Below are 24,058 nucleotides of genomic sequence, written 5' to 3' on the forward strand. Positions count from 1 at the left end.
GAGGCGCTCAAGCAGGTCGCGAAGAACGTGAAGCGGCGCGGCGCCTGCTCGCACCCGGACGGCTCCGCGATGTTCCTGGAGTCGACGATCAAGGCATTCACCGACGACCTGGCCTCGCACGTCCTCGGAAACGGCTGCGGACGGCCCGTGGAGGGCGTTCTGCCACTCTTCGAGGACGGCAAGACCACCGGCGTCCAGGGCAGTGCAGGGCCCGAAGACAGCGATGGCGGCAGCCGTAAGAAGATCTACGTCGACTGGGCTCTGTGCCGGGGCCACGGTCTGTGCGCGGGCATCCTCCCGGAGGTCTTCAAACTCGGCGCGGACGGTTTCCCGACGGTGGCGCAGGCAAAGGTGCCGCGCCATGCGGAGGAGAAGGCGGTGCGTGCGGTGCGCCGCTGCCCGGCGCTCGCCCTGCGTCTCGAGGACGACACACCCCCGCAAGCCTCGCCGCGCGACTTGCCGGTCCTGTCCCAGGGCCGCAAGCCTCGTGGCAAGGTCTGAGAGGGAAAGGGGACCACGGAACACGGATGCGTGCCGTCCTGGAGACGCCGCACTGTCCGAGCGGGCGTTGGGGAACACCCCGGACCAGGAGTGTTCCCCAACGGCACAGCTGTCAGTGCCGGGTGACGGTGAGCGTGCGCTGGTCGAGGTCGAGATGGATCATGCCGCCGTTCTGCCCGCGCAGCTGGCGCCAGGCGGTGTAGCCGGTGAGGATGGCGTGTTCCCAGTCCGCGGCGCGGCAGATGCTGACTTCCAGATGGGCGGTCATGTGGCCGATGGTGGCGAGGAGCTCGTGGTCGATGTGCTTGATATCGGCGAGGTAGCGGTGGCGGGCGGCGTAGGAGAAGACGAGGGCTGAGATGCCTTCTTCAATGGCGATGGCGCGGCCGCCGTCTTCGGCTTCGTCGGTGCGGGGGTCGCTCTTGCGTTTGCGGCCCAGGAGGAAGCGTGTGACGGGGGACCAGCCCAGGACGGTGGCGTGGGCGAGGTGGAAGATGTCGTGGAAGCGGTAGTCGTCTTCGACGTGGGAGGCGCTGGTGAGGGGGTCACCGGCGGGGGTTCCGTCTTCGCGGGTGAGGATGACGACGGAGCGGCCGTCGTCGGTCGTGGTGGGCGTGAAGGTCAGTGTGGTCTGCCGGGGCAGCTGTTCGTGGGCGGGAGAGCCGGCATCAAAGGGGGCGTGCTCGTCGTGAGGTGTGGTGCGCCAGCGGTCCTTGGTCTTCTCGAGGTTGGCTGCGGCGACGTCGTCAAGGTCGAGCCCGAAGCGGTGGGCGAGAGCGGCGACATACCACAGGACGTCGCCGAGTTCTTCGCGTAACTGGTGCTTGCCCTGCTCGAAGGCGGGCCCGTCGCGCAGGAACTTCTTGTAGGCGGTGGTGAGGGATCCGACTTCGCCGGCGAGGCCGAGAAGGGGGACGAGGACGGGATCGGTGCCCTCGGTGGGGGGCTGGAGGGTTTTGACGGCCGCTTCCTGGTAGCGCTTGAAGTCCACACTCACACCTGTCTGATCTTGGGACAACCCCGTTGGCTTTCCCGACAGCTTGTCGTATGCTACGACAGTGTCGTTGGAAATGCAGACGATTGGGGAGAGTTGTCGAACACAGACACACCGAGCATGGACGACATCACCTCGGTCGTCATCGACTTCCTCGCCGAGTACGAGGGCGTATCGCCCGATGAGCTCCGTTCTGAACTGGAGCAGGGTGGTCGGGAGTTGCCCGTGGACTCGCTGCTGGTGGTCGAGATTCTCACGCGCATTGAGGAGCGTTACCACGTCGCCATTCCCGCCGACCGGGAAGCGGCCCAGGCCACCGGCTCGGTGCGGGCATTCGCCGCGGCGGTACTGGACGCCATCGTTGAAAGGCAGCAGTCATGACCCCTCCCCCATCCGACAGCCGTGACCGTGATCCGGAGCTGGTGCGGCTCGGTGAACGGCTGAAGAAGACCCGCGACTATCTGAACATGTCCCAGCAGTTCGTCTCGGACTCCACCGGCATTCCCCGCTCGGCCATCAGTGACATCGAGCGCGGCGAGCGGCGGGTGGACAGCCTGGAGCTGAAGAAGCTGGCGCGTCTGTACCGGCAGCCGGTCGCCTACTTCCTGGCCGAGGAGAAGGACGCCGACGCCGGCGAGTACGCGCTGGCCGGTCTGCCGCGGGCGCTGGCCCAGCTCACCGACGGGGATGCAAAGACTGTGCTGGAGTTCGCCGAGTACCTCACGCTGCGGCGGGCGGCAGAACGTGAGGAGCAGGACGCCGGCGGCGGGAGTCCGACGGCGTGAACTGGGTCTTAGCACACCGGATCGCGTCGATCGCCGCCGTCCAGGCGCACCGAGACCTCGGTATCGACCGCACGCAGTACGTCCACGTGCACCGGGCACTGGGAGCCGCGGACGTGATCGGGATGGCGCAGCCGATGCCCCGTCTGTTCGGCGTGTACTTCTCCCCCGCCGACAAGGGGCCGGCGGTGATGCTGAACGCCTCGCTGAACGCCATCACCCAGCGGCACACGGCCGCGCATGAGCTGGGGCATCACCGGCTGGGCCATCGCACCGCGGCCGATGAGGAGCTTGATCCCGCGCTGCGCTGGGGCAACGGCAGCTGGCCCGAGGAGGAGAAGACGGCGGAGGCGTTCGCGGCGTGGTTCCTGATGCCCCTGCCAGCGGTGCGGGCAGCCCTGGGAAGGATCTGCGGGGGCCGGCCGTCGCGTCCCGAGCACGTCTACCGGGTGGCCCGCGAGCTCGGAACGTCGTACGCCGGAACCGTCCGCCACCTGGTCAACCTCCGGCTGCTGGACGCCGGCCGGGCCGGCCAGTGGTCCAAGATCCCTCCTGCCGGCCTGCGCAGTGCGCTGGCGGGCGGGGCCTCACTGCCCGCGCACGCCCAGGTGCATGTGATCACAGCAGCCTCCGCGGAGCAGACGGTGTACGCCGACGCGGGCGATGTGCTGGTGCTGCACCTGGACGACGCGGTCTTCGACATCCTGCCCAAGGGGCTTGAGCCGTGGACCAGTGACGGCGCGACGCCACTGGCGAGCGCCGTGGTGACCGACGAACTCTCACCGGGCGAGCAGGGCCTGATCGAGGTCGCGGTGCCGACGCACGGTGCCGCGCTGCGGCTGACGGTGGTGCGCGAAGCCCCGCGTGCCGGGGTCGACGAGACCTGGCCCGCCTGAGCCCGACTCCCCGGATCACACCCGTATGTGTCAGGAGGACTGATGCACACCTTCACTGTGACCGAACGCGACGTCACCCAGGCCTGGGTCGCCGCCTGCAACAAGCTGGACCGCAAGGACAACCCGGACCGGACCGGCCTGCACACGGTGGTGCGCATCGCCGACCCGACGAGCGACGACCCGGTGTTCCGCGCCGAACTGGACCGGCTGCGCACCGCTCGCGGGCTGTGGCCGCTGGAGACCGTGGCCAGCACCCTGTTCCCCGCGGCCCTGGCGGCACGGTGCGCCAGCCCGGATGACCTCGCCGAGCGCTATCGGCGGATGTATCCGGTGATCAAGCGGTACCCGGGCAACCATCGCGGCACCTACTTCGGCCGCCTGGTGTCCTACCCGGCGGTGTCCAAGAGCGACGTCGACCAGCTCGGCATTGTCATCAGCCGCCTGCGGGCCCAGGCCGCGGGTACCAAGATAGCCGCCGCGTATGAGATCGACCTGGCCGCAGCCACGGATACGGACATGGACACGGAGGAGGCTGGCGCGGACCTGCTGGTCCACACCGCCGGGAAGGACAACAGCTACATCGGCTTCCCCTGCCTGAGTCACATCTCCCTCCAGCTGGACCGCGACCGGCGGGTGCACGCCGCGGCCCTGTACCGCAGCCACTTCATGTTCGAGCGCGCCTACGGCAACTACCTCGGTCTGGGCCGGCTGCTGGCCTATATCGCCCAGCAGGCGGAACTGGCCTGCGGGACGCTGACCGTGGTGGCCGGCCACGCCCGGCTGGACGGCCCGATCACCCAGTTGCGCCCACTGCTGACCGGCACCAGCCGTCTCGCGGCATGACGGCCAACCGCGCGGCGGGCGGTGGGTGCGGCAACCTCAGTGCCCGGGCGGGGTGTTGAGCTGCCACTTGGGTGGAAACCAGGCGGGCATCGGGTCGGCTTGCTGCCGGTAGGTCTGCTTGATGCGGCTGCGGCCGCTGATCCCGGCGATGTCCGGGTGGGCGACCCGGGCGTACTTATCGACCTCGCAGAACAGGTTCTGGCAGTCGATCAGTTGCAGCGGGCGCCCGCGCAGTCCCGCGAAGGTTAGGCCCAGGCGGGCAAAGTGCTCGTCCTGGGTGTCGGCCATGTAGCGGATGACGTCTGCCTCGATGCCGTCGGCCGCCGCCCCGAAGCACTTGCGGATCCCGTCGCGTGCCCCGGGCCCGGCGACGACGAAGTCCATCTCCGAAAACGGCATCGCGGCCGCGTAGTTGAGGTCGATCACGAACTGGTAGGCGAGGAACGGCCCGATCGCCGGGAAGCCCAGCAGTACCTGGTAGGCGCCCTGTAGCGTCGGCGCGGACAGCACGCGCTGCGGCGCGTCCGCCTTCATCATCATCTCCAGCAGCCGCAGGTGGTTTTGGTGCTTGCGCTCCTCTCCGAGCTGCGGCGGAGGCACGATGTAGGCGGCCGAGTACAACCGCTGCCCTGCGGTGAAGGCCTGTGAGAGCACCCGGTCAAAGGCCCGGTAGTCGTAGGCGTCCCACCGCACCTCTCCCAGTGCGTCGTTCAGCAGCCGCCATGTCGACGTCTTGTTGAAGATCTTGAACAGCAGGGTCCGGAAGAAGACTTCCTCCCACGCCTGCTCGCCCCGGTAGATGACGCCGTCGATCAGGTCCTGGCTGACCCGGTCGGCGGCCCTGAAGCAGTTGGTGAAGCGGTGTCGCTGCAGGATCGGATCATCCGTGAACGGTCCCGCTCCCCCGGCAAGCCGCGCCTCATAGACCTTCTGGCGCGCCGCCGCAAAGCGCCAGTAGGTGTCGAACACCGGCGTCAAGGTCAGCGTGCGGCCTGCCACACGAATCTTCCTCGCCGGATCGCGGTCTAAGACCCTCTGCTCTGAACGCTCTTGCAGCACCGTCACCATGGGCTCAATATATATTCAATATAGATGAGTGTCAGCGAGGGGGACGTGTGGAATTGCTGTGGCAGCGTCCACGACGCAAGACGCTGGTCGACTGGCCGGAGGACGTGGACACGAGGCTGGACGTCCTGGTCCGGGCCGCGGCCGCGGCCGGGGAGCAGACGTCGCGTTCGCAGGTGCTGGCCGCACTCGTGACGGCGGTCGAGGTCCGTCCCGCCGTCATCGCCGAACTCCTCCATTCCTACCGTCAGATGCCCGCCGATGCTCTCGAAGCGGACAACGCGCGCGAGGACCTGCCGTCCGTACGCTCTCCCGGACGCACCCGCACCCGAAGGTGACGCCGGGGCAGTTCCGGTTTCTCGCCCGAGTCCCTTCGGTGACCCGGTCAACGCCACCACACGCCATCAGGTCACGGCTGAATGCGGCCGTCCCTCGACAGGCGGCCGATCGGATGTCCCGCAGACCTAGTAGTGCTCCGTTAGGTCTGTCTCGCGGTCCTGTTTGGGGGCATGGTGAGGGTGTGGACGCACATGAAGTGAACCGTGCTCGGGCGAAGTTGGCGTTATTCGTGGCGGATGTGTTCGCGTCGGTGCCGCGCAGGGATCAGCGGGCGAAGGGTGACTGCTTATCTGCGGGGGCTGATGCTGGACGGGCGGCGGAAGTCGATCCAGCCGATGGCGGAGCGGCTGCCGGACGGCAACGAGCAGAATCTGCAGCAGTTCGTGAACCAGTCGACGTGGGATCCGGTGCCGGTGCGGCGGCGGATCGCGGAGCGGATGGTGCCGCAGATCGGCCCGGATGCCTGGGCGGTCGATGATGTGTCGTTCCCCAAGGACGGCCGGATGTCGGTGGCGGTCGCGCGCCAGTACTGCGGCGCTTTGGGCAAGCAGGCCAACTGCCAGGTCGCGGTGAGCGTGCACGCGGTCTCCGATGTGGCGTCCTGTCCGTTGCAGTGGCGGTTGTTCGTGCCCCAGGAGTGGGCGCACGATCCGGTATGGCGGCAGAAGACCGGGATGCCGCCAGAGGTGGGGCACCGGGAGAAGTGGCGTCTGGCCCTGGACATCTTCGACGAGCTGGCCGGGTGGGGTCTGGTGCCGCCGGTGGTGGTGGCCGACGCCGGCTACGGGCAGAACGCCGATTTCCGCGACGGCCTGAGCGAGCGGGGCATCGGTTATGTCGTGGCCATCCGTTCGGACGTGACCGTCCACCCGCACGACGCGCGTCCCACCGCGCCGGCCTGGTCCGGGAACGGTCGCAGGCCGCAGCCCCGCTACCGGCACAAGCCGTCCTCGGTCGCCGCGCTCGCGTCCGGTCATGGGCGGCAGGCGTTCACCGAGGTGACCTGGCGGGAAGGCTCCCGCGGGCCGATGCGCTCGCATTTCCTGGCGCTGCGGGTGCGGCCGGCCGGGGTCCGGGCCCGCCGTCTGGCCCAGGCCGCCGCCACCGCCGAACGCGGCCACTGGGACGGTGTCCTGCCCGAGGTCACGCTGCTGGTCGAATGGCCAGACGGCGCCGAAGCACCCACCGACTACTGGCTGTCCAGCCTGCCCGCCGACACCCCGCCGGCCGAACTGGTCCGCCTGGCCAAGATCCGCTGGCGCATCGAGCACGACTACCGGGAACTCAAGCACGGCCTGGGCCTGGACCACTTCGAGGGACGTTCCTGGGCCGGGTGGCATCACCACGTCACCCTGGTCACCGCCGCCCACGCGTTCCTCACCGAACAGCGCCTGGCCCCAAAAGCCGATACACCGGACTCACCCTCTACCAGACCCTCGACGCCATCCAGGACCTGCTGAACTGCTGGACCGGCACCTGCACCACCTGCCACCGCCCCCTGCCCAGAACATCCACCACCAGCCCAAACCCAAGAGCCAGAGCAACCTAACGGAGTCCTACTAGGCCGTGTATCGAAAGTAGATCTTGCGCTGTGAATGATCACGGTTCATGGGTCGGGGAGATCTCACGGACAAGCAGTGGGCGGCGCTGAAGCCGCTGTTGCCGAAGGGTGCCAGGGCGGGGCGGCCGCCCGTGTGGCCTCGGCGGCATTTGATCGACGGTATACGGTTCCGGGTTCGTACCGGTGTTCCGTGGCGGGATGTACCTGTCGAGTACGGGCCGTGGGGCCGGGTCTACGATCTGTTCCGCCGGTGGCAGAGGGACGGCACTTGGCACCGGATCCTCACCCGGCTCCAGTCCCTGGCTGACGCGAAAGGCGCGATCACGTGGGACCTGAGCGTCGACTCCACGGTGTGCCGGGCCCATCAGCATGCGGCCGGGGCCCGCAAGCGGGGCGACTTGCAGAAGGAACCGCCGGGCGGTGTCTTCACCGAGCCTCGTGATCACGGGTTGGGTAGGTCGCGCGGCGGGTTCACCACCAAGCTGCACCTGGCCATCGAGCACGGTCAGAAGCTCATGTCGCTCGTGATCACGGCAGGACAGCGCGGGGACTCGCCGCAGTTCGAGCCCGTGCTGGAGAAGGTTCGCGTGCCCCGCATCGGGCCGGGCCGGCCGCGCATCCGTCCCGATCGCGTGCGGGCGGACAAGGCGTATGCCTCCCGCAAGAACCGTGCCTATCTGCGCCGCCGCGGGATCCGCTGCACCATTCCGGACAAGGCCGATCAGGCGCGCAACCGCCAGAAGCTCGGCTCTCGCGGAGGTCGGCCGCCGCGCTTCGACCCGGCCGACTACCGCGAGCGCCATGCGGTCGAGTGCGGGATCAACCGCCTCAAGAGATATCGCGCTGTCGCCTCGCGATACGACAAGCTTGCCGTCCGCTATGAGGCCACTGTCCTCGTAGCGGCGATCAACGAGTGGTTGTGACCGGCACTGTCAGGAAAGGCGGGTGGAGGGCCAGTGGGGCTGAGGTGGTTCAGGGGTTGACGGCGTGTTCGGTGAACTGGCCGCAGGAGCGGAATCCCAGGCGGCGGTAGACGGGCTCGCCGTCGGCTGATGCCTGCAGGACCGCGATGCGGTGGTCCCGGTCGCGGGCCGTACAGAGGGCCGCGAGTGTGATGGCGCCGCCGTAGCCGCGCCGGCGGTGGGCGGCCAGGGTGGAGATGTTGTAGATGCCAGCAACTCCCGCGTGGTGGAACACCTCGGCGGAGCAGACCGGACGGTTCTCGACGTAGCCGACCAGATACCGGGCCGGGCACTGCACGGCCAGTGCCTGCGGGGCGGCCTCGGCGAAGAAGCGGCGGACGGTGTCCGAGGGCGGGTCCCAGTTCGCGGCGAGAACCGTGGCATAGTCGGCGAGCTGTTCGGACGTGGTCACCGTCTGTATGTCCAGTCCCTGGGCGGCAGGCGGTGGCAGGATGTCGTCCAGTTCGGCCCACATCGCCGTCTCGCGTTCGGACGCCGGCATACCGGCCCCCGTCAGGCGGGTGGTGAGGTCCGCCGGTGTCGAGGCGGGCCCCACCCACCAGGAGAAACGGCGACCGGTGCGAACCAGCTTCTCAATGGTCTCGGTGATCCGTGCAGCAGCGTCGGCGGCGGTGAAGCGGGCCGCAGCAACGATGTTGAAAGTGTCGTCGTCCAGGCCGCTGTCCGCAACCAGGAGGTCACCAGCCTCCGCGACGGTCGCACCGCTCATGCTCCGGTGCAGGTGACAGGCATGCTCCGCCAGGTTCCGTTCCATCCTGTCCATCAAGTTGGCTTCATCAGGAAAGTGATCGTTCATAGCGATTGATCCCAGCATGACTGGGTGAAGATTGCATGCGATTTCAGGTCGTCCGTCGACAGCGGCGCGCTGGCGACCAGCACATTCGATACACGGCCTAGTCGTGGGGCGTTGTGGCCGTGTCGGCCCCGGGAGGCGACGGCCGCCGAGCAGGAACAGGAGCGGTTCGCGCTCGCCGGGCTCGAGCAGCATGAATTCCGTTTCGCCGTCAAGTGCCTGCTGCTCGACCGCAGCGGAAACGCCCCCGGGACGCGCCAGGCAAATCAACGGATCGGTCACGGTCACGCCTCCAGCCTGCCAAGACGCACGCCTTCACCCCATGGACTGCCCGGGGCATCCATGCTCAAGGGGGGCGGTGCCTGACCTGCACCCGAGGAGCGGGCCTCCGCCCTCACGCGTGGTAGCGTATCGCCTGTTACGCAACGTCTGTTATGTAAAGGGTGCGGGGTGCCGAGACAGGTCGACCACGACGAGAGGCGGGAGGCGCTCTCCCAGGCCGTATGGCAGGTCGTCTCGGACAGCGGCCTGGAAGGGCTGACACTGCGCGCTGTCGCGGCTGCCGCAGGCTGCACCACGGGCATGGTCACCCACTACTTCCCTGACAAAAAGGCGCTGCTGGCCCATGCCCGCACCGAGATGCATCGTCGGATGGCGGCCCGCATCGATGCCTTCCCCGCCGGTGCCCCTGCCCGCGAGACGCTGTACGCCGTGGCCGAACAGGCCCTGCCCCTCGACGACGAACGACGCCTCGAAGCCGTCGTCTGGTCACAGTTCCTGCTCACCACCCGCAACGACCCCGTGCTGTTCGACGAGCACCGCCGCAGCCACGCCTCCTGGATCCGCCGTCTGACCGTTCTCGTCGATGCCGCCTGTCGGGACCCGCTGGAGACGGCGGACCTCGACGTGCGAGTACGCGGCCTCGTCTCCTGCCTGGACGGTCTCGCCCTGAATGCGGTGACCGATCCGGACGCCTATCCGCCTGCCCTCCAGCGCCACGTCCTGCGGACCCAACTCGACCTGATCATGGAAGGGAACCCCAATCAGTGACCATCGACGAACTGACCATCGCCGCCACGGCGGCCGACGACCCCAGAGTTCTGGGGCTGGTCCGCGACCTTGATGCCGACCTCACTGCCCGCTATCCCGACGAACCCTGTACCGGCGGCTCCCACATCCACCCTGGAATACGCTTCCTGCTCGCCGAGGCCGGTGGCCGGCCGGTCGGCTGCTGCGCAGTGCAGCCCTTTCCGTTGCCGGACACCGCAGCCGAACTCAAGCGCATGTACGTCATTCCCCAGGCACGTGGACGAGGTATTGCCGCCCGCCTCCTGTCCGAGGCGGAACGCACCGCCACCGCACTGGGTCATACCGAGATGCGCCTGGAGACGGCGGTTCACCAGCCAGAGGCCATCGCGCTGTACACCCGCGCCGGTTACCTCTTGATGGCCAACTATCCGCCGTACGAGGACAAGCGGCTCAGCCGCTGCTACGCCAAGCCCCTGCCCGTCCCGACGGCTGACGGCGTCGCCCCGGTGGCCGGCGACTGAGAGCGTTCCGCGGAGCACCGGCACATCGACTTCCGATACGTGTTCACCACGGACCAGGACGTCGTCGCGCTGCCGACCGAAGAGGTCAGCGGCGCGGAGCGGCGGGGAGCCGAGACCCTCGGCGACGCCGGAATGCGCGAACGGGTCCGCGCCTGAGCGGAACGGCCGCAACCCGAGTTGGACCGCAGTCACCGCCCACCTGATACCGACTCGCCTCACACCGACTCGTGGACCCGCAACGCTGAACAAAAGGTGCGACACCATGACCCACACAGTGCCCCTGCCCTCCCGTCCCCTGCGCATCGCCACAGCTCAGGCGTGCCCCGAGCCGGGTGACATCGTCGCCAACACCGCTACCGCCGCCGCCATGGTGCGCGAGGCCGCGGAACACTCGGGCGCCCAGGTGGTCGTCTTCCCGGAGAAGTTCCTCACCGGCTACGAGCCGGACCTCATCCGCGGCGACCCGGAACGCTGCGCCGTGCAGGCAAGGGGAGACGAACGGCTCGACCCCCTGCTGACGGCATGCAATGACACCGGAACCGTTGCCATCGTCGGCACAGCCGTGCACGACTCCGGCGAGCTGAGCGTGTCCGCCCTCGTGCTCGACTCGGACGGCACGTGGGCCACCCGTTACGACAAACAGATGCTCTTCCGCACGGAGCGGGACGTCTACCGTCCCGGGAGCCGCGGGCTCTCGCTGGACGTCGACGGCTGGCGGCTCGGCCTCGGCGTCTGCTACGACTCCGGCTTCCCCGAGCACGCCCGCGCCGCGGCACTCGACGGCTGCCACGCCTACGTGGTGGGTGCGCTGTTCAGCGTCGGCAACGGCTACTACGAGTCCCGGATGTGGTTCCCGTCCCGGGCCTTCGACAACACCATGTACACGGTGCTGGCCAACCACGTCGGCTCCACGGGCGGCTGGGCCGCGTGCGGCAGCAGTGCCGTCTGGGACCCCACCGGCCGCCTCGTCACCGAGGCCGGGCCCGACGGGCGGGAACTGCTCGTCGCCGACCTCGACCCGGACCGCCTGCGCCGCGCCCGCAACGCACACTCCGTGCTCGACGATCTGCGCGACCCGACCCTTGAACCCCGCAAGCGGATCCCGCTGTCCCCGCTTCCGCCACGGAGCCGGACGGAATTCATCCGCCTGCCCGCACCGCGTCTTACCCGTATGGACTACACGTGAACATCTGCGTCTTCCTCTCCGCTGCCGACCTCGATGACCGCTACACCCGCCCTGCCCGGGAGTTTGCCCAACTGATCGGAAAGGGCGGCCACACCTTGGTGTGGGGAGGTTCCGATGTCGGGTTGATGAAGGTCGTCGCCGACGGCGTCCACGAGACGGGCGGGCGACTCGTCGGGGTGACCGTCGACTTTCTGGCCACCGAGGTGCGCGCGGGCACGGACGAGATGGTGATCACCCGTGACCTTGCCGAGCGGAAAGCACTCCTCCTGGAGCGCGCAGACGCATTCGTGATCATGGTCGGCGGGATGGGGACACTGGACGAGGCCACCGAGATCCTGGAGCTCAAGAAGCACGGCCTGCACGACAAGCCGGTGGTTCTGCTCAACACGGCGGGCTTCTACGACGGCTTCGAGGCACAGTTGCGACGGATGCAGGAGGAGGGCTTCCTGCCGCTCCCGCTGACCGAGCTGGTCTCCTTCGTGGAGGAGCCGGAAGACGCCCTGGCCTACCTCGAGGATGGTGTTCTACCACGCCAGTTTTTGGCGCCTGCGGCGCGGCGCTGCCGACCTTGACGCGACCTTCTTCGGGGCCCGGGCGGACCGGCCCACGGCTGACATTGATATCAGCCACCTATGCGGAGGTCGAGGAGTCCGAGGCGGACCTGGAACGCTTCGACAGATGGCTCGCCAAGATCGCCGCCCGCGACTACTTCGACGCCCTTGCCCGCCTCACCGGCCTTCCCGACGCGGCTGACGCCCCCGACGCCGGCTAACGCCTGCCGGAGCACGTTCCCCAGCCGCTGACGCCCAACTCCTAGGTGAAACACCTGCCTTCGGAAAGTCCGGGTCATGGCCAGATCAGGATTGTGCAGGTCACCGGGTGTTCATGCCGTGTGTCTACTCGCATAGACGTCGGTGGTGGTGTGATGCCGTCAGCCGCCCGGGCCCCCACTGCCCGGGCCGAGTTCGGGAAGACCCTGCATGCGTCGCTTCACCGCCACCACCACTGCCCTGGCCATCGCGGCCGCCGGCCTGATCGCGGCTTCGGCCGGTACCGCGCAGGCGTCGGCCTGCTCGACCGCCCGGCTGCCGCTGTCGGATGCCTCGTGCACGCCGGGGCGCCTACAACCCGGACGTCACCCAGTCGAACATCCAGAGCACGATCTGCGTATCCGGCTGGACCGCCACCGTCCGCCCCCCGACGTCGTACACCAACCCCCTCAAGGCCCAGGGCGTCATCGACTACGGCTACGCCGACACCAACCTGGCCGACTACGAAGAGGACCACCTCGTCCCCCTCGAACTCGGTGGCGCGCCCCGTGCCACGGGGAACCTGTGGCCCGAGCCCTACTCCGGCTCCCAGACCGCGCACTCCAAGGACGGCGTGGAGACGAAGCTGAAGAACGCCGTGTGCGCCGGCACCATCACCCTGTCCGCGGCCCGCAGCGCGATCAAGACCAACTGGACCACGGCCTTGCAGGTCACCGGGATCGGCTGACCCCGCCCCGGCGCCGGGACATCCGGGCGATACCCCGGCTGTCTGTCCCGGCCCTCGTGGCGGCAAGCCGCGAACCGAGCCGGCGGCCCCGCACTCGTCTGCACGTCACGGCAGCGGAGCAGCCCTCAGGGCCTGCCCGCTGTCTGGGTGCGCTGGCCGCGGGCACGGCGGGCGCCGAACTCTTCTCCACCCGAGCGCGGCCCGAGCGTCCGCGCGGCAGCAGGGCGGAGCTGGATGCGGGCATCAAGGCCGGTGCCGGGGGCGGGGCGGAGAGTGATGGTGCCGCCGGAGGCGTGGATGAGGTGGCGGACGATGGGCAGGCCGAGGCCGGTGCCGTCGTGGTGGGACTCGGAGGAGCGCCAGAACCGGTCGAAAGCGCGCTCACGGTCGGCCGCGTTCATACCCGGCCCCTGGTCGACGACATGAAGTTCGGCGCCGGGGACGCGCTGCAGAGTGATCGTGGTGCTGGGCGGGGAGACCCGCAGGGCATTGGCCAGCAGGTTGTCGATGATCTGCTCCAAAGCCCCCGGAATCGCCCACACGGAGCCGACGGGCGGGCCGGTGATGTCGAGGGTCACGTATTGCTCGGCCGCCAGCGACTCCCACATCGCCACCCGGTCGGCGAGCACCGTGTCCAGGTCGACAGGCTCGGGGGTGGTGGCGGCGTTCTCCAGGCGGGCCAGAGCGAGCAGGCCCTGCACCATCCGGCCAAGCCGTTCGACCTCACCGACCGCCTCCTCCAGACTGCCGTGCGCCCGCGGGTCAAGGTAAGGCTCGAAGTTCTCCAGCCGCAGCCGCAATCCCGTGAGCGGGGTCTTGAGCTGGTGGGAAGCTTCCGAGGCGAACGCCTGCTGGGCCTTGAGGAGGTGCTGGAGCCGGGTCGCGGTATGCGTGAACGATGTGGCGAGGCGGCGTAGTTCGGGCGGCCCGACGCTGGCATCCGGCGGAGTCGTGAGCTGTCCCTCGGCGAGCTGCGCGGTCGCCGCCTCCAAAGTCCGCAGCGGCCGGGTGATCCACCGGGCCATGCTGAACGCGACCAGGGCGACCGCGGCAAGCACGCAGGCACCGGCCAGCGCGAGAGCGCCCCAGATCTGATGCACCCGGGTGCTGACCTGGTCCAGGGGATAGGTCAAACGCAGAGTGCCGCGGATGGTCGTACCGGATGAGCCGGGCATGGTCGCCGACAGCACATCACGGCCGCCACTGTCGGTGGTGGTCGTGACGGTCGGCTGGTTGGCCAGGGCACGGGCGATGTCCGGCTGCGCAGCCAGGCTGATGCCGGTGCGGGCGACCGGGTCGGAGTCGGCCAGGACAATGCCCTGCTTGTCGGTGACGACGACATGGCCACCGGCGCGGGTGGCGTAGTCGCCGACCACATCCGGCAGCGCATCGAGCTGCCCCTTCTCGATGTTCTCCTCGGTGACCTCGGCAAGCATGGACGCATCGCGCTCCACGTCCTGGGAGGCACGCGCGGTCTCGCCGCGGGCGTAGATGTAGCCGAGCGGGATCTCCAGCCCGGCCAGCACCAGCACGGCCAGGGCGAGATAGCTGAGCAGCAGGCGCCGGGTCATCCAGCGGCCTCCACAGCAGGGTGCTCGCCGGGCACCGTGAGGCGGAAGCCGACGCCACGGGCGGTGGTGATCCAGCCCCGATCGCCCAGCTTGCGGCGCAGCGCGGCCACGTGCGCGTCGAGGGTCTTCGTGGGGCCGAAGAAGTGCGGATCCCACACCGTGTCCATGATCTGCTGACGGGAGCACACCGTCCCGGGATCATCGGCGAGGAACGCGAGCAGGTCGAACTCGCGCGGGGTCAGCGCGACGTGGCGGCCGTCGAGGTGGACCTCGCGGGTGCGGCGGCTGACAACCAGCGGGCCCAACATCTGCGCTTCGGGGGCCGGCTGGTGCGGTCCGGGTGCTTGCGCAGGCTCGGTCGGCAGGTAGGCGGGTGCTCCGGCGCGGCGGGTGACGGCGCGGATGCGGGCGATCAGTTCCCGTACGCCGAAGGGCTTGGCGAGGTAGTCGTCGGCGCCGAGTTCGAGTCCGACGATGCGGTCGGCTTCCTCACCCCGAGCAGTGATCATGATGATGGGGACGACGGAGCGGGCGCGCAGGCTACGGCAGACGTCCAGGCCGTCCATGTCGGGCAGGCCGAGATCGAGCAGGACCAGGTCCGGAGCGGCTTCGGTGCCGGCGAGGCCGGCGGCGCCGGTGCGGACGTGGTCCACGGTGAAGCCGTAGCGTCCCAGGCCCTCGGTGAGGGGGCCGGCGATTCGGTCGTCGTCTTCGATGAGCAGCAGCCGCATGGCGCCAGGCTCGCACAGCTGTGCCAGGTGAGTTGGTGGGTTCAAGGGAAGCCGCCAGGGATCGGAGAAGACGTACCGGACGATGGTGGACACGGTGGACACGGTGGACACGGTGGACGAGCAGGTGCCGTCCGGCCGACGGGATGTTTAGGACGGCGTCGGCCGGACGGCGGTGGAGGGACGGTGGGGCGACGCCGGCTGGGGAGTCAGCCGTGGGCGTCGTCGCCGTCCTCGCGTCCCTGGTCTTCCCGCCCGTGCTCCTCGCCGCGGTCCCGGTCTTCGCCGGCGCCGGGCGGCACGCTGGTCTGCGTGGGCGCAGTGGTCGGGCTCACAGTGTCGCGGGGCGGGTCGCTGGTGACCGGTGGGGTCGGTGAAACCGGCTGCGCGGTCGGCGACTTCGGCGCGGAGACCTCAGCAGTTCCGCCCGGGCCGGTCGGGGAGGTGACCGTGTCACTGACGGTGGACAGCGCGAAACCGAAACCGCCCAGGACCACCAGCGCGGCGGCCGTCGTCAGGAGGGACCGAGGCCGGACGACCGCGTGCCGCCAGCCGTCCGCGCTCCGCACCGCCCTTGTTCTGGCCGCACGGCGAGCGGCAGGCTCCTGCGGCTCAGCGACCGGTTCACCGGCGCCCCTCGGGGCCAGGTCGGCGGACCAGGAGTGCGCGCCTGAGGAGGGGTAGTCGAAGGCGTCCTCCTCGAAACGGTCACCGTAGCCGCCCGCGGACGAGGCGCCGGGCACCGGATCCAGGATCGCCGTCTGTTCGGCGTCCGCGGGCGGGGAAGAGGACTGCTCGGGCACGGGCGGCATCGGGTTTCTCCCTTCTGCGGGGCAGGCCCCGACGATCAGCTGGCGTCGTCGGCCTCTTCGGTGCCTTCCTTCTTGGTGTCGGTGACCTTGTAGGTCTTGTCGAGATAGACCTCGATCGATGTGCCGTCGGCCTGCTTGACCTCGACCGCGTACATGCCGGGCTTCTCCGCGTCCTCCTCGGACTTGACGACCGTGCCCGGGTACGCGGCCAGCGCGGCGGCCTCGGCCTTGGTCTTGATGTCCCCGGTCAGCGGCGGCTCCGGCTTGTCATCGGTGTCACCACCGGCTTCGCCTGCTGCTTGGGCACCACCCGTGCTCTGGGACTGCTGGGTGTCCGCGGCGCTGGAGTTGTCGGAGCCGGAGTCGGAGCCGCCGCAGGCGGTCAGGGCGAACGCGAGCACGGCGACCGGAGCAGCGAGCAGGGCACGGCGGGGCAGGGAACGCATCAGGGTGTCTCCAGAACGGTGGGAATCACTGGCGAGTTCGGAGAACCGTAGGAGCGGATCTCCGGGGGACGACAACGACCCTAGAAACCCGCTGTTGAGAGACAGCCCAGCAGATGGAGAGAGACAGACCAGCAGACCGCCAATGTTTGGCCACAGGATGCTGTCCTACCGAGGCGGACAACGGACAGCACCAAACCCCAGCCATAACTTCGGCTCGGCTGCCCACCCCTGCGGCAGGTCGGGGCTGTTCACGGCTGCGGCGAGCCCCGGCTCGGGCAGTGTCCAGGTCATGGGCGCGGCATTCGGGGGGACGTCAGGCGGCGCTCTTCTTGCGGCGGCGCCCGGCGCGGGTGAGTGCGTCGACGAGCTGCTCGCGGCTCATCTTGGAGCGGCCTTCGATGCCCTGCTCGGTGGCCCGCTGGTACAGCTCCGTCTTGCTCAGCTGTCGCAGGTCGCCCATGCCTGTGCTGCGCCGGCGGGATTTCGACGTGGTGCGTGCCGTCCTCGGCGGCGCCTTGCGGGCGGCCGATCTCTTCGCCGTCTTCGCGGCCGGCTTTCGTGCGGTCTTGCGGGCTGGGTCTTCTTGGCCAGCCGCGGCTCGGCGGCCGTCTTCTGACCGCGAGCCTGGTCGAGACTGCCCTGCAGGACGGACATCAGGTCGATGACGTTGGTGGCCTGCGGCGCCTCCTCCGCCACCGCGATCTCCTGGCCCTCGGCCTTCGCCTGCACCAGCTCACGGACCTTCTCCTCATAGGTGTCGTGATACCGGCCGGGGTCCCAGGACGTACTCAGAGCGTCGACGAGCTGGATGGCCAGCGCCAGTTCCTTGCCCCTGCCCGCACGGCGCGAGGGCAGTTCGGGCAGCTCCTTGCCCGGATCGCGCACCTCGTCCGCCCAGTGCAGCGTCTGCAAAACCAGCAGCCGCTCCTCGGCGCGCAGCGCGGTGAGGTACTGCTTGCCGCGCATGACGAACGTCGCGATCCCGGCCTTGTCCGACTCCTCCAGCGCCGCGCGCAGCAGCTCGTAGACCTTGGTGTACTCCTTGCCGCGGGGCGCGACGTAGTAGGTGCGGTCGAAGTAGACCGGCTCGATGTCGGCCAGGTCGACGAAGTCGGTGATGTCGATGGTCTGGGAGCGGCCCGGCGCGATCTGGTCCAGCTCGTCGGGCTCGACGACGATGTACTCCCCCCTCGGCGAGCTCGTAGCCCTTGACGATGTTCTCGGACGGCACTTCCCTCCCCGTCCGTTCGTTGACGAGCCGGTTGCGGATCCGGTCGGCGGTGCCGCGCTCCAGCTGGTGGAAGTGGACCGTGTGGTCCTCGGTCGCCGTGTACAGGCCCACGGGCACCGTTATCTAGATGTGGCGACCAATTTCCGCAGGCCAGTGACTTGATTGCGAGTGAGCAACGTGAGCTCTGTGCGGTCAACGCCGCGAGTCAACCGTCGGCTGGTGTTGCCAGCCACCGTCTTTGGTCCCCCGTAACCAGCAGGGGCAGGCCCAGCACCTCTACTATCCTCAGATGATGTTGAATGGAGCTGCTGTTGCTGGAGTGAGCCTCGCCCGCGTGATGGCGCACTGTGGGGGTGACACCCGGGCAGCCGTCCACTACGTCGCGAGTGCAATCGCATCGGCGCCCGATGCTCCAGAGCCGTACACCGTGCTCGCCGACATGTGGAACGAGCAGCGGCAAAACCTCGCCGAGACACTTGAGGGGGCCAACTCTCTACCGGCGGTGTTGGCGCAGTCGTATGTCAGCTTCCTTGAGGCAGACATGGACACGGCGGTGATGGCTCTGGGCTCGGTGACTGGTGCACAGCCCAGCGTCGCTTGGGCGAAGGCTCCGTGGTTCAGTGACCCGCGCTTCCTCGACCGGGTAGGAGCAGAGGCGCTGGCTGAGTCGCTCATGAGGACCATGGACTACGGCCGTGCCCTGGACACACCCGAACTTCGAGAGGGGTTGAACCCCTGGTTCGATTTGATCGTCAGAGTCTGCGAACGAGAGCCTGCACCGGAACCGATGGCCAAGATGGCGATCTTCCTGCGGAAATGCGGACTCACTGACGAATCGTTCGCTCTCTGCGACCGCGCTGACTCTGTCGAGCGGATCATGCTCACCGAGGTCGTGCGAGCGGCTACCTGGCGCAAGGTCGGCGAGCCGCACAAAGCTGCGGCGGCGTTCCATCGTGCTCTCGACATGGAGCCTGTCAACTGGTCGCTGTATCTCGACCTGGCCGATTTGCAGGCCGAGCAGGGGGACTTCGCCGCCGCGGTGCGATCTGCGACCGAGGGGCTGAAGCACGGCCCGACGGAGATCACGCTCCGCGCGGCCGAGGCCGCCTACCGTGCTCGGCACATGGGTGATGCTGGGGCCCTGGAGACCATGATGGCCCTTGCACCACAATTGCCGAGCGGCCCTTATCGTGCTCTGCTGATCGATCACGCATGCGCTGGCGAGGGTTTGTCCGCTGAACTCATAGCCCAGGCGCGCCGTCTCCGCTGAGCCGCTATCCCGGCCGTGGTGGGACCGTGACCGTTCTGGTGAGTCGGCCGACAGGGCCCCATCGGACTTCCTCGCCCACGGTCGCACCCCTGATCAAAGGATCAGGGCTGGTTCGTGTCGCGGATCATCTGCCGCAGACCGGTACGGGCCGCGGCCAGGTCTCGTTCAAGTTCGTGAGCTCGGGTGGCCAGGGGCCGGAGCTGGGCCAGCTCACGTTCGAGGTTCCTGTTCGCTTCCGTGAGCTCGGCAATGCGCTCGGTCAGCGGACGATGGCTGATCTGATCGAGCTGTTCTCCAAGCTGCTGCCGCATGGCCTGCCGAAGGCGGTCCCGTTCCCCACGGAGTTCCTTGATCTCCTCCCGTGCCATCGCGAGGTCCGCTTGCAGACTTCCGGGACTTGCCCTCCGGCCCTCGGCTACGTCGGTGACGCGGGCCAACTGTTGCCGCCTGATGGCAGCTTCGACGTGCTCGCGGACGCCTTCGGCGTAGACCAGCCAAGTCGAGACCTGGGCAGCGCGGGCGACGGTTGCGTAGGTGATCCGCTCGCCGTCGTCCACCATTCGCCGGACGGTGTCGAGCACGGCCTGCCGTTTGCGGAGGCTCGTCCGACGCCGGGACTCGGCCAGGACATCGGCGGGGGTACGGGTGCTCATCGTGAATCCCTCTTGGTGACGACGGTCAGAGGCAGCAGCTCGTGGTCTCCGCCAGCACGTAGCCGTCGCATCAGCGCGGCGGCCTCCTCCAGTTCAGCCTGCTCGTGGTCTGGCATGGCGGCCGTCCGCTCGCGGGCCTTTGCCGCGACCCGCTGGTAGGAGTCGATCTGTGCGGTGAGGTCGTCGACGACGAAGTCCGCAGCGTCCATGGCCCTGGCCGTTTCCCGGTCCGCCCGCAGGCTGTTGATGTGGTCTTCGATCGCCGGGAGGGAGGACGGAGCCGGTCGGTAGAAGCCGCAGCCGGAACACTGGAAGCGGATGGGGCACGCGTGCCCGCCGGCCTTCACGTTGGAGGGCTCGGTGCATCCGCCGAACGGGACAGCGACGGACCGCTGTTCGTAGGCAGTAGCTGAGCAGGGCATGGCGGCCCCGCTTCGGTCGGTGACCATGAGGCTGAGGGTCGCGACAGCCTTGCGCTTGCGCTTGAGGGAGACCCGGTGGTACCCCATGGTCGTTTTCGGATCGTGGTCCATCAGCTCACGAAGCACGTCAACCGGGGTTCCAGCGTCGGCATGACGCTGGGCGAAAGAGTGCCGGAAGGCGTAGGGGTAGATCAGCGACCGGTCGAAGCCGGACGCGTTGCCCTGGGAGTCCACGGCGTCGCTGTCGAGGGTGGGGAGGCTGTCTCGTGACCAGCCCGATCCGTTTCCCCCTGGGCCGGGAGATTCCTCGCCTGCGGGACCCGCACGGCTTCGCCGCGCTCGCCGAGCAGGCCACCGCAGCAGGGCTGAGCTTCGACCAGCGCCGCCACGCCATCGAGCAGGTCTCCGTGATTCTTGCTGCCAAGGGCGGCACCCTCGCCGCCATCACGGTCGGGGACTGCCTGGAACTGATCGAACTGCGCGACCGGCGCAAGGCCGAGGGCGCCGGTCATCCGGGGTGGGGCTTCTACCAACTCCTGCACGGGCTCGGACACTTCCCGCCCGACGCGCCGACCACTCTGCGCATGCTCGACCGGCGCTTCGGCCACCAGCTCAGCGTCGAGGAAGTCGTCGACCAGTACGCCCTGGCCTGCCGGCCCGTGCGCGACCTGCTGGTCGCCTACCTTGCCGAGCACCGGCCCCGCCTCGACTACGCCTCACTCAAGCAACTTCGCGCCCCCAACCGCGCCGCGAAACCGGCAGCTGCCTCGAGGGTGCAGTGCGGGTCGTCGGCGCTGCCCACCACCAGCGCCACGGCGACCTCGGCCTACTCGATCGTTCTTCGGCGCAGCATCGGCAGCCGACGACCACGCCTGCCGAAACCCTCGCCCGCATCGAGGAACTCCGACGCGCTCACAAGTGGTCTGCAGCCAGACGTCTCGCAGGAAGTGAAGCCGTCACAAATTCAACCTGCTGCTTCGTGATCAGTGGCTCGTCGGCCCGGTGTGGCGATCAAGCAGGAGATGTTATCTCAACCGGACTGCCTATTTGGGGCGTTTCTACCGCATGTGAACGAGCGGCAGCGGCGTCTGGCGATGGCGGCCGAGGCGAGGCTGCCGGGCCACGGCGGGGTACACGCCGCCCGGGCAGCGGTCGTCAGCGAGACGACCGTGCGCTGGGGGTCGAGGTAGCCCATTTTCCCTTCGTCGGTCCGCCGGATGTACTCGTTGATGGCTTCGGCCAGGTGGGATAGGCCAAGCTTGCCCACCGTGCTGCGGATGCGGGTGCTGACCAGCTCGCTCAAGACCTTTCCCTCGTGCTCGGGTGGACGGTGAAGGGGCGGGGGCCGGTCAGCTCGTCATAGACCGACAGGCGGACGGCGGCCGACCACGACGCGGGTTGTCGCGGCCCGGTCCAGCAGAGCCCGCAGCGACCCGGTCTCCCGTCCCCGGGTCGACTCGCCCCGGGGCTGAGCCACCCGAGCCGCCAGCTCAGGCACCCCGTCATCCAGGCGCCCAGCAGCTCTCGTCCTTCGTCGACCAGGTGCTCGCGCCTGCACCGGCGCGTGCCAGGTCGACATCGTCGACCACTCCATTTGATGGGGCGGTCTTGTGACATGCCGCGTGCGGCGCCCGCACGGACGCAGGTGTCGCACACGGCCGAACGCCAGGCGTCAAGCGGAGGGCGCCGAGGCCGGGGCGTACTCGAACCAGTCGAAGGCGACCGTGCCCTCGGTGGCGTACATGCCGATAACGCGGCCGGTGAAGCCGCAGGCGACCTCGGTGGACAGGTAGCGTCCGTCCAGTTCGACGAGTGGCTGGGTGTCCGAGGCGTCGGGATCACCGACCCAGAAGGCGACGGTGTCAGGGCCGGTGGTCCCGCCATCGGTGAGTTCGGGCGACGCGGGCACAAGGTCGCGCGTCCGGATCGCGACGGTGAGGGTCAGCGGCCCGGACGGGACCGGTCGGCTGGCCACAATCTGGCGCAGCGGACCGATCCGGGCGACGACGCCGGCCTCTCCGTTCCCGACCTCCAGTTCGTAGTGGTGGGCTTCGTCCAGGCGGACGCAGAGGCCTCCGCGTCCCGTACCCGGGTCGATCGCTGCGGTGACGCGGCAGTCGTGGTGTTGCTGGCGGCGTCCGACGAAGGTGTACCCGGGGCGGTCAAGGGTGGCGCCGGTGGCGTTGAGGGCCAGCCAGCCAGGGCGCTCGGTGAGCGACCAGGAGCCCTCCGGGCGGGTGAACGGCGAGACCCACTGCGGCGCGAGAGCGGACTCGTCGAAGTCGTCGCGGGCGGGCAGGGCCGGAACGGGGTGCCAGGCACCGCCCGGGGCCGCGTGACTCTCGGGAACGGGCGCGACGACGGGCCAGCCGTCCTCGTGCCACTCCACGGGGGTCAGGAACGTCTCGCGGCCGAGCACGTGCACGTCGGGCGTGAAGCCGCGGGGCCGGACGCCGAGCAGCACCATCCACCAACTGCCGTCGGGTGCCTCCACCAGGTCGGCGTGGCCGGTGTTCTGGATGGAGCGGGCGGTACCGCTGTGGGACAGCAGGGGGTTGGCGGGTGCGCCTTCCCAGGGGCCGCGCGGCGAGCGGCCGCGGGCGATGGACACGCTGTGGCCGCGTTCGGTGCCGCCTTCCGCGATCAGCAGGTACCACCAGTCGCCGATGCGGTAGAGGTGCGGCGCCTCGGGATACTTGAGGCCGCTGCCCGACCACGTGGCAATGGGACCTTCCAGAACCTCCCCCGTGACCGGGTCGATCCTGGCCATGTTGATGCCGCCTTCGGGCCCGGAGAACGCGCACCAGCAGGTGCCGTCCTCCTCCCACGCCAGATCGGGGTCGATCCCGTGCAGGTCGATCCACACCGGGTCGCTCCACGGCCCCTCGGGCCGCTCGGCCGAGACGACGAAGTTGCCGCCGCCGTCGATATTGGTGTTGATGACCCAGTAACGGCCGTCGTAGTGGCGGATCGTGGGGGCGTAGAGGCCGCCGGACGCCTTGGCGCCGGGGAGAGGCAGCGGCAGTTGTTCGGGCCGGTCGAGCACGTTGCCGATCTGCTCCCAGTGCACGAGGTCCTTGCTGTGGAAGATCGGCAGCCCGGGGAAATATTCGAAGCTGGAGCACACCAGGTAGTAGTCGTCACCGACCCGGCACACGCTCGGATCGGGGTGGAACCCGCTGATCACAGGGTTGTCGTACGTATGCACAGAATGTGTTCCTTTCGGGCAGTCGGGTGTCGTCGAGCGAGTCCACGGGGTGCCGTAACTGCTGGTCACGGGTGGGATGATCGTGTCGTGGCTGGTTGGCTCACGGCGTTTGACCGCTCCTGGACAGTCCTGTTCACCGGGTTGAGTCCGCGTCAGTACGGAAAGCTGATGTCCGCGTGCGGCCGGAGGGGGCGGACCCGGTGCGCAGCGACTCACTCGTCGCCCGGCCGGCAGCTCGGCGTAGGGGTCGTGGCGCCAGGTCGGGGACCAGGGCGGCGACGGCGAGTGCGGTGCCGCCACCCTGGCTTTGTCCGACCACGGCGACCCGGTCGGGGGCGACGCGGTCCAGCCGGCGGACGGCGTCCACGGCCCGGACCGCCTCGGTGAGCAGTCGGCGGTAGTAGTACGTGCGCGGCGAGCTGATGCCTCGGGTCATCACGCCGGGAACCTCCGGCCCGGTCGGGCCGGAGTCGGGGGTCGCGCCCCGGCTCCAGCCCGAGCCCGGGCCCGCGCGTGTCCACCTGGAGGTGGGTGTACCCGGCGGACGCCCAGAGCAGGTTCTCCAGCACATGCCCCCGTCCGCCGCCATGACCGACGTACTGCACGACGGCCGGAAGCGAGCCGGTCGCCGTGCCCGGCAGGCGCAACCACGCCTTGACCAGCTCCCCGCCGAAGCCCGGGAAGGTGACGTCGAAAGTGTCCATGGTGCTCGGTCCGGTGCCGACCG

29 protein-coding genes and 4 pseudogenes are annotated in these 24,058 nt (G+C 69.0%); 16 read left to right on the top strand and 17 right to left on the bottom strand.

Going from position 1 to position 24,058, the window contains the following annotated elements:
- Nucleotides 1–501: ferredoxin (locus ACFZDK_RS50045; protein WP_390984495.1), on the top strand; the 501-nt coding region annotated here is incomplete at its 5' end.
- 112 nt (nt 502–613) lie between these two features.
- Here ACFZDK_RS50045 and ACFZDK_RS50050 read toward each other — a convergent pair.
- Entirely contained in the window at nt 614–1,492 is an 879-nt protein-coding gene (locus tag ACFZDK_RS50050) for a MazG nucleotide pyrophosphohydrolase domain-containing protein (RefSeq protein WP_390984497.1), read from the bottom strand.
- Nucleotides 1,493–1,615: 123 nt separating this feature from the next.
- On the opposite strand from ACFZDK_RS50050, the gene ACFZDK_RS50055 reads away from it, so the two are divergent.
- Genes ACFZDK_RS50055 through ACFZDK_RS50070 form a run of 4 tightly spaced genes read left to right on the top strand, consistent with a single transcriptional unit; the run spans nt 1,616 to nt 4,016 of the window.
- Nucleotides 1,616–1,876, top strand: coding sequence for a phosphopantetheine-binding protein (locus ACFZDK_RS50055; RefSeq protein WP_390984500.1), 261 nt, complete (start codon nt 1,616–1,618; stop codon nt 1,874–1,876).
- Nucleotides 1,873–2,280 carry a helix-turn-helix domain-containing protein gene (locus ACFZDK_RS50060; protein ID WP_390984502.1) on the top strand — a complete coding sequence of 136 codons (408 nt, stop codon included), beginning with the start codon at nt 1,873–1,875 and terminating at the stop codon, nt 2,278–2,280. Before ACFZDK_RS50055 ends, ACFZDK_RS50060 begins: the two co-directional genes overlap by 4 nt.
- Nucleotides 2,277–3,173, top strand: coding sequence for an ImmA/IrrE family metallo-endopeptidase (locus ACFZDK_RS50065; protein WP_390984505.1), 897 nt, complete (start codon nt 2,277–2,279; stop codon nt 3,171–3,173). Before ACFZDK_RS50060 ends, ACFZDK_RS50065 begins: the two co-directional genes overlap by 4 nt.
- Nucleotides 3,174–3,215: 42 nt before the next feature.
- The gene (locus ACFZDK_RS50070; protein ID WP_390984508.1) at nt 3,216–4,016 is read left to right on the top strand and encodes a hypothetical protein; all 801 of its coding nucleotides are present in this window, start codon (nt 3,216–3,218) and stop codon (nt 4,014–4,016) included.
- Between the two features lie 36 nt (nt 4,017–4,052).
- On the opposite strand, the gene ACFZDK_RS50075 is transcribed toward ACFZDK_RS50070, so the two are convergent.
- Complete coding sequence (locus tag ACFZDK_RS50075; protein WP_390984510.1) at nt 4,053–5,084, bottom strand: nucleotide kinase domain-containing protein; 1,032 nt, start codon at nt 5,082–5,084, stop codon at nt 4,053–4,055.
- A 47-nt stretch (nt 5,085–5,131) separates the two neighbouring features.
- Here ACFZDK_RS50075 and ACFZDK_RS50080 point away from each other — a divergent pair, with 47 nt between their 5' ends.
- From ACFZDK_RS50080 to ACFZDK_RS50090, 3 genes and pseudogenes are all read left to right on the top strand, one after another.
- Nucleotides 5,132–5,419, top strand: a complete 288-nt coding sequence (locus ACFZDK_RS50080; protein WP_390984513.1) for a hypothetical protein — start codon at nt 5,132–5,134, stop codon at nt 5,417–5,419.
- 182 nt (nt 5,420–5,601) lie between these two features.
- Nucleotides 5,602–6,880, top strand: a pseudogene (locus ACFZDK_RS50085) (IS701 family transposase).
- A gap of 148 nt (nt 6,881–7,028) precedes the next feature.
- A complete protein-coding gene (locus tag ACFZDK_RS50090) occupies nt 7,029–7,904 on the top strand; it encodes an IS5 family transposase (protein ID WP_390984515.1) in 876 nt (291 codons plus the stop codon).
- A gap of 49 nt (nt 7,905–7,953) precedes the next feature.
- On the opposite strand, the gene ACFZDK_RS50095 is transcribed toward ACFZDK_RS50090, so the two are convergent.
- A complete protein-coding gene (locus tag ACFZDK_RS50095) occupies nt 7,954–8,718 on the bottom strand; it encodes a GNAT family N-acetyltransferase (RefSeq protein WP_390984681.1) in 765 nt (254 codons plus the stop codon).
- Nucleotides 8,719–9,207: 489 nt separating this feature from the next.
- On the opposite strand from ACFZDK_RS50095, the gene ACFZDK_RS50100 reads away from it, so the two are divergent.
- The 5 genes from ACFZDK_RS50100 (at nt 9,208) to ACFZDK_RS50120 (ending at nt 12,265) form a co-directional block, all read left to right on the top strand.
- Complete coding sequence (locus ACFZDK_RS50100) at nt 9,208–9,807, top strand: TetR family transcriptional regulator C-terminal domain-containing protein (protein ID WP_390984518.1); 600 nt, start codon at nt 9,208–9,210, stop codon at nt 9,805–9,807.
- A complete protein-coding gene (locus ACFZDK_RS50105) occupies nt 9,804–10,307 on the top strand; it encodes a GNAT family N-acetyltransferase (RefSeq protein ID WP_390984520.1) in 504 nt (167 codons plus the stop codon). Before ACFZDK_RS50100 ends, ACFZDK_RS50105 begins: the two co-directional genes overlap by 4 nt.
- A gap of 262 nt (nt 10,308–10,569) precedes the next feature.
- On the top strand, nt 10,570–11,493 hold the full coding sequence (locus ACFZDK_RS50110) for a nitrilase-related carbon-nitrogen hydrolase (protein ID WP_390984523.1): 924 nt from the start codon (nt 10,570–10,572) through the stop codon (nt 11,491–11,493).
- On the top strand, nt 11,490–12,065 hold the full coding sequence (locus ACFZDK_RS50115; protein WP_390984525.1) for a TIGR00730 family Rossman fold protein: 576 nt from the start codon (nt 11,490–11,492) through the stop codon (nt 12,063–12,065). The genes ACFZDK_RS50110 and ACFZDK_RS50115 overlap by 4 nt, the downstream gene beginning before the upstream one ends.
- A gap of 44 nt (nt 12,066–12,109) precedes the next feature.
- Entirely contained in the window at nt 12,110–12,265 is a 156-nt protein-coding gene (locus ACFZDK_RS50120) for a Chromate resistance protein ChrB (RefSeq protein WP_390984527.1), read from the top strand.
- A 159-nt stretch (nt 12,266–12,424) separates the two neighbouring features.
- On the opposite strand, the gene ACFZDK_RS50125 is transcribed toward ACFZDK_RS50120, so the two are convergent.
- The gene (locus tag ACFZDK_RS50125) at nt 12,425–12,604 is read right to left on the bottom strand and encodes a hypothetical protein (RefSeq protein WP_390984529.1); all 180 of its coding nucleotides are present in this window, start codon (nt 12,602–12,604) and stop codon (nt 12,425–12,427) included.
- Between ACFZDK_RS50125 and ACFZDK_RS50130 the strand changes: the two genes are divergently transcribed.
- Nucleotides 12,592–12,990 carry a hypothetical protein gene (locus ACFZDK_RS50130; protein ID WP_390984531.1) on the top strand — a complete coding sequence of 133 codons (399 nt, stop codon included), beginning with the start codon at nt 12,592–12,594 and terminating at the stop codon, nt 12,988–12,990. The genes ACFZDK_RS50125 and ACFZDK_RS50130 overlap by 13 nt on opposite strands.
- 125 nt (nt 12,991–13,115) lie before the next feature.
- On the opposite strand, the gene ACFZDK_RS50135 is transcribed toward ACFZDK_RS50130, so the two are convergent.
- From ACFZDK_RS50135 to ACFZDK_RS50165, 7 genes and pseudogenes are all read right to left on the bottom strand, one after another.
- Nucleotides 13,116–14,561: an ATP-binding protein gene (locus ACFZDK_RS50135; RefSeq protein ID WP_390984533.1), complete on the bottom strand. Its 1,446-nt coding sequence runs from the start codon at nt 14,559–14,561 to the stop codon at nt 13,116–13,118.
- On the bottom strand, nt 14,558–15,292 hold the full coding sequence (locus tag ACFZDK_RS50140) for a response regulator (RefSeq protein WP_390984684.1): 735 nt from the start codon (nt 15,290–15,292) through the stop codon (nt 14,558–14,560). Before ACFZDK_RS50140 ends, ACFZDK_RS50135 begins: the two co-directional genes overlap by 4 nt.
- Nucleotides 15,293–15,498: 206 nt before the next feature.
- The gene (locus tag ACFZDK_RS50145) at nt 15,499–16,101 is read right to left on the bottom strand and encodes a hypothetical protein (RefSeq protein WP_390984535.1); all 603 of its coding nucleotides are present in this window, start codon (nt 16,099–16,101) and stop codon (nt 15,499–15,501) included.
- A 35-nt stretch (nt 16,102–16,136) separates the two neighbouring features.
- Nucleotides 16,137–16,547, bottom strand: a complete 411-nt coding sequence (locus ACFZDK_RS50150) for a peptidase (RefSeq protein ID WP_390984537.1) — start codon at nt 16,545–16,547, stop codon at nt 16,137–16,139.
- Between the two features lie 313 nt (nt 16,548–16,860).
- Nucleotides 16,861–17,007 (bottom strand): Rho termination factor N-terminal domain-containing protein, encoded by a 147-nt coding sequence (locus ACFZDK_RS50155; RefSeq protein ID WP_390984540.1) that lies wholly within the window; start codon nt 17,005–17,007, stop codon nt 16,861–16,863.
- Nucleotides 16,986–17,726, bottom strand: a complete 741-nt coding sequence (locus tag ACFZDK_RS50160; RefSeq protein WP_390984687.1) for a Ku protein — start codon at nt 17,724–17,726, stop codon at nt 16,986–16,988. The genes ACFZDK_RS50155 and ACFZDK_RS50160 overlap by 22 nt, the downstream gene beginning before the upstream one ends.
- Before the next feature lie 67 nt (nt 17,727–17,793).
- Nucleotides 17,794–17,895 (bottom strand): annotated as a pseudogene (locus ACFZDK_RS50165) (Ku protein); the annotation flags it as partial.
- A 202-nt stretch (nt 17,896–18,097) separates the two neighbouring features.
- On the opposite strand from ACFZDK_RS50165, the gene ACFZDK_RS50170 reads away from it, so the two are divergent.
- On the top strand, nt 18,098–19,048 hold the full coding sequence (locus tag ACFZDK_RS50170; RefSeq protein ID WP_390984543.1) for a hypothetical protein: 951 nt from the start codon (nt 18,098–18,100) through the stop codon (nt 19,046–19,048).
- 101 nt (nt 19,049–19,149) lie between these two features.
- Here ACFZDK_RS50170 and ACFZDK_RS50175 read toward each other — a convergent pair whose 3' ends face one another.
- Nucleotides 19,150–19,701, bottom strand: coding sequence for a DUF6262 family protein (locus tag ACFZDK_RS50175; RefSeq protein WP_390984545.1), 552 nt, complete (start codon nt 19,699–19,701; stop codon nt 19,150–19,152).
- Entirely contained in the window at nt 19,698–20,357 is a 660-nt protein-coding gene (locus tag ACFZDK_RS50180; protein ID WP_390984548.1) for a hypothetical protein, read from the bottom strand. Before ACFZDK_RS50180 ends, ACFZDK_RS50175 begins: the two co-directional genes overlap by 4 nt.
- 577 nt (nt 20,358–20,934) lie before the next feature.
- Between ACFZDK_RS50180 and ACFZDK_RS50185 the strand changes: the two are divergent.
- Nucleotides 20,935–21,057, top strand: a pseudogene (locus ACFZDK_RS50185) (IS481 family transposase); the annotation flags it as partial.
- A gap of 96 nt (nt 21,058–21,153) precedes the next feature.
- Here the strand turns inward: ACFZDK_RS50185 and ACFZDK_RS50190 are convergent.
- The 4 genes and pseudogenes from ACFZDK_RS50190 to ACFZDK_RS50205 all read right to left on the bottom strand — a co-directional run.
- Nucleotides 21,154–21,426 carry a hypothetical protein gene (locus ACFZDK_RS50190; RefSeq protein ID WP_390984697.1) on the bottom strand — a complete coding sequence of 91 codons (273 nt, stop codon included), beginning with the start codon at nt 21,424–21,426 and terminating at the stop codon, nt 21,154–21,156.
- Nucleotides 21,427–21,795: 369 nt separating this feature from the next.
- The gene (locus ACFZDK_RS50195) at nt 21,796–23,331 is read right to left on the bottom strand and encodes a family 43 glycosylhydrolase (protein WP_390984551.1); all 1,536 of its coding nucleotides are present in this window, start codon (nt 23,329–23,331) and stop codon (nt 21,796–21,798) included.
- Between the two features lie 133 nt (nt 23,332–23,464).
- The gene (locus tag ACFZDK_RS50200; RefSeq protein WP_390984554.1) at nt 23,465–23,767 is read right to left on the bottom strand and encodes an acetylxylan esterase; all 303 of its coding nucleotides are present in this window, start codon (nt 23,765–23,767) and stop codon (nt 23,465–23,467) included.
- A gap of 124 nt (nt 23,768–23,891) precedes the next feature.
- A pseudogene (locus ACFZDK_RS50205) lies at nt 23,892–24,035 on the bottom strand (acetylxylan esterase); the annotation flags it as partial.
- Nucleotides 24,036–24,058: the final 23 nt, after the last annotated feature.

The organism is Streptomyces sp. NPDC007901, from assembly GCF_042959465.1.
Classification (GTDB): Bacteria; Actinomycetota; Actinomycetes; order Streptomycetales; family Streptomycetaceae; genus Streptomyces.

Bases quoted from the DNA above. Each gene is read 5' to 3' on its own strand.
- ACFZDK_RS50110 (WP_390984523.1), top strand. From the start codon at position 10,570: ATGACCCACACAGTGCCCCTGCCCTCCCGTCCCCTGCGCATCGCCACA.
- ACFZDK_RS50140 (WP_390984684.1), bottom strand. From the start codon at position 15,292: ATGCGGCTGCTGCTCATCGAAGACGACGACCGAATCGCCGGCCCCCTC.
- ACFZDK_RS50155 (WP_390984540.1), bottom strand. From the start codon at position 17,007: ATGGGCGACCTGCGACAGCTGAGCAAGACGGAGCTGTACCAGCGGGCC.
- ACFZDK_RS50070 (WP_390984508.1), top strand. From the start codon at position 3,216: ATGCACACCTTCACTGTGACCGAACGCGACGTCACCCAGGCCTGGGTC.
- ACFZDK_RS50130 (WP_390984531.1), top strand. From the start codon at position 12,592: ATGCCTCGTGCACGCCGGGGCGCCTACAACCCGGACGTCACCCAGTCG.
- ACFZDK_RS50135 (WP_390984533.1), bottom strand. From the start codon at position 14,561: ATGACCCGGCGCCTGCTGCTCAGCTATCTCGCCCTGGCCGTGCTGGTG.
- ACFZDK_RS50150 (WP_390984537.1), bottom strand. From the start codon at position 16,547: ATGCGTTCCCTGCCCCGCCGTGCCCTGCTCGCTGCTCCGGTCGCCGTG.
- ACFZDK_RS50095 (WP_390984681.1), bottom strand. From the start codon at position 8,718: ATGGAACGGAACCTGGCGGAGCATGCCTGTCACCTGCACCGGAGCATG.
- ACFZDK_RS50200 (WP_390984554.1), bottom strand. From the start codon at position 23,767: ATGACCCGAGGCATCAGCTCGCCGCGCACGTACTACTACCGCCGACTG.
- ACFZDK_RS50075 (WP_390984510.1), bottom strand. From the start codon at position 5,084: ATGGTGACGGTGCTGCAAGAGCGTTCAGAGCAGAGGGTCTTAGACCGC.
- ACFZDK_RS50060 (WP_390984502.1), top strand. From the start codon at position 1,873: ATGACCCCTCCCCCATCCGACAGCCGTGACCGTGATCCGGAGCTGGTG.
- ACFZDK_RS50175 (WP_390984545.1), bottom strand. From the start codon at position 19,701: ATGAGCACCCGTACCCCCGCCGATGTCCTGGCCGAGTCCCGGCGTCGG.
- ACFZDK_RS50145 (WP_390984535.1), bottom strand. From the start codon at position 16,101: ATGCCGCCCGTGCCCGAGCAGTCCTCTTCCCCGCCCGCGGACGCCGAA.
- ACFZDK_RS50055 (WP_390984500.1), top strand. From the start codon at position 1,616: ATGGACGACATCACCTCGGTCGTCATCGACTTCCTCGCCGAGTACGAG.
- ACFZDK_RS50090 (WP_390984515.1), top strand. From the start codon at position 7,029: ATGGGTCGGGGAGATCTCACGGACAAGCAGTGGGCGGCGCTGAAGCCG.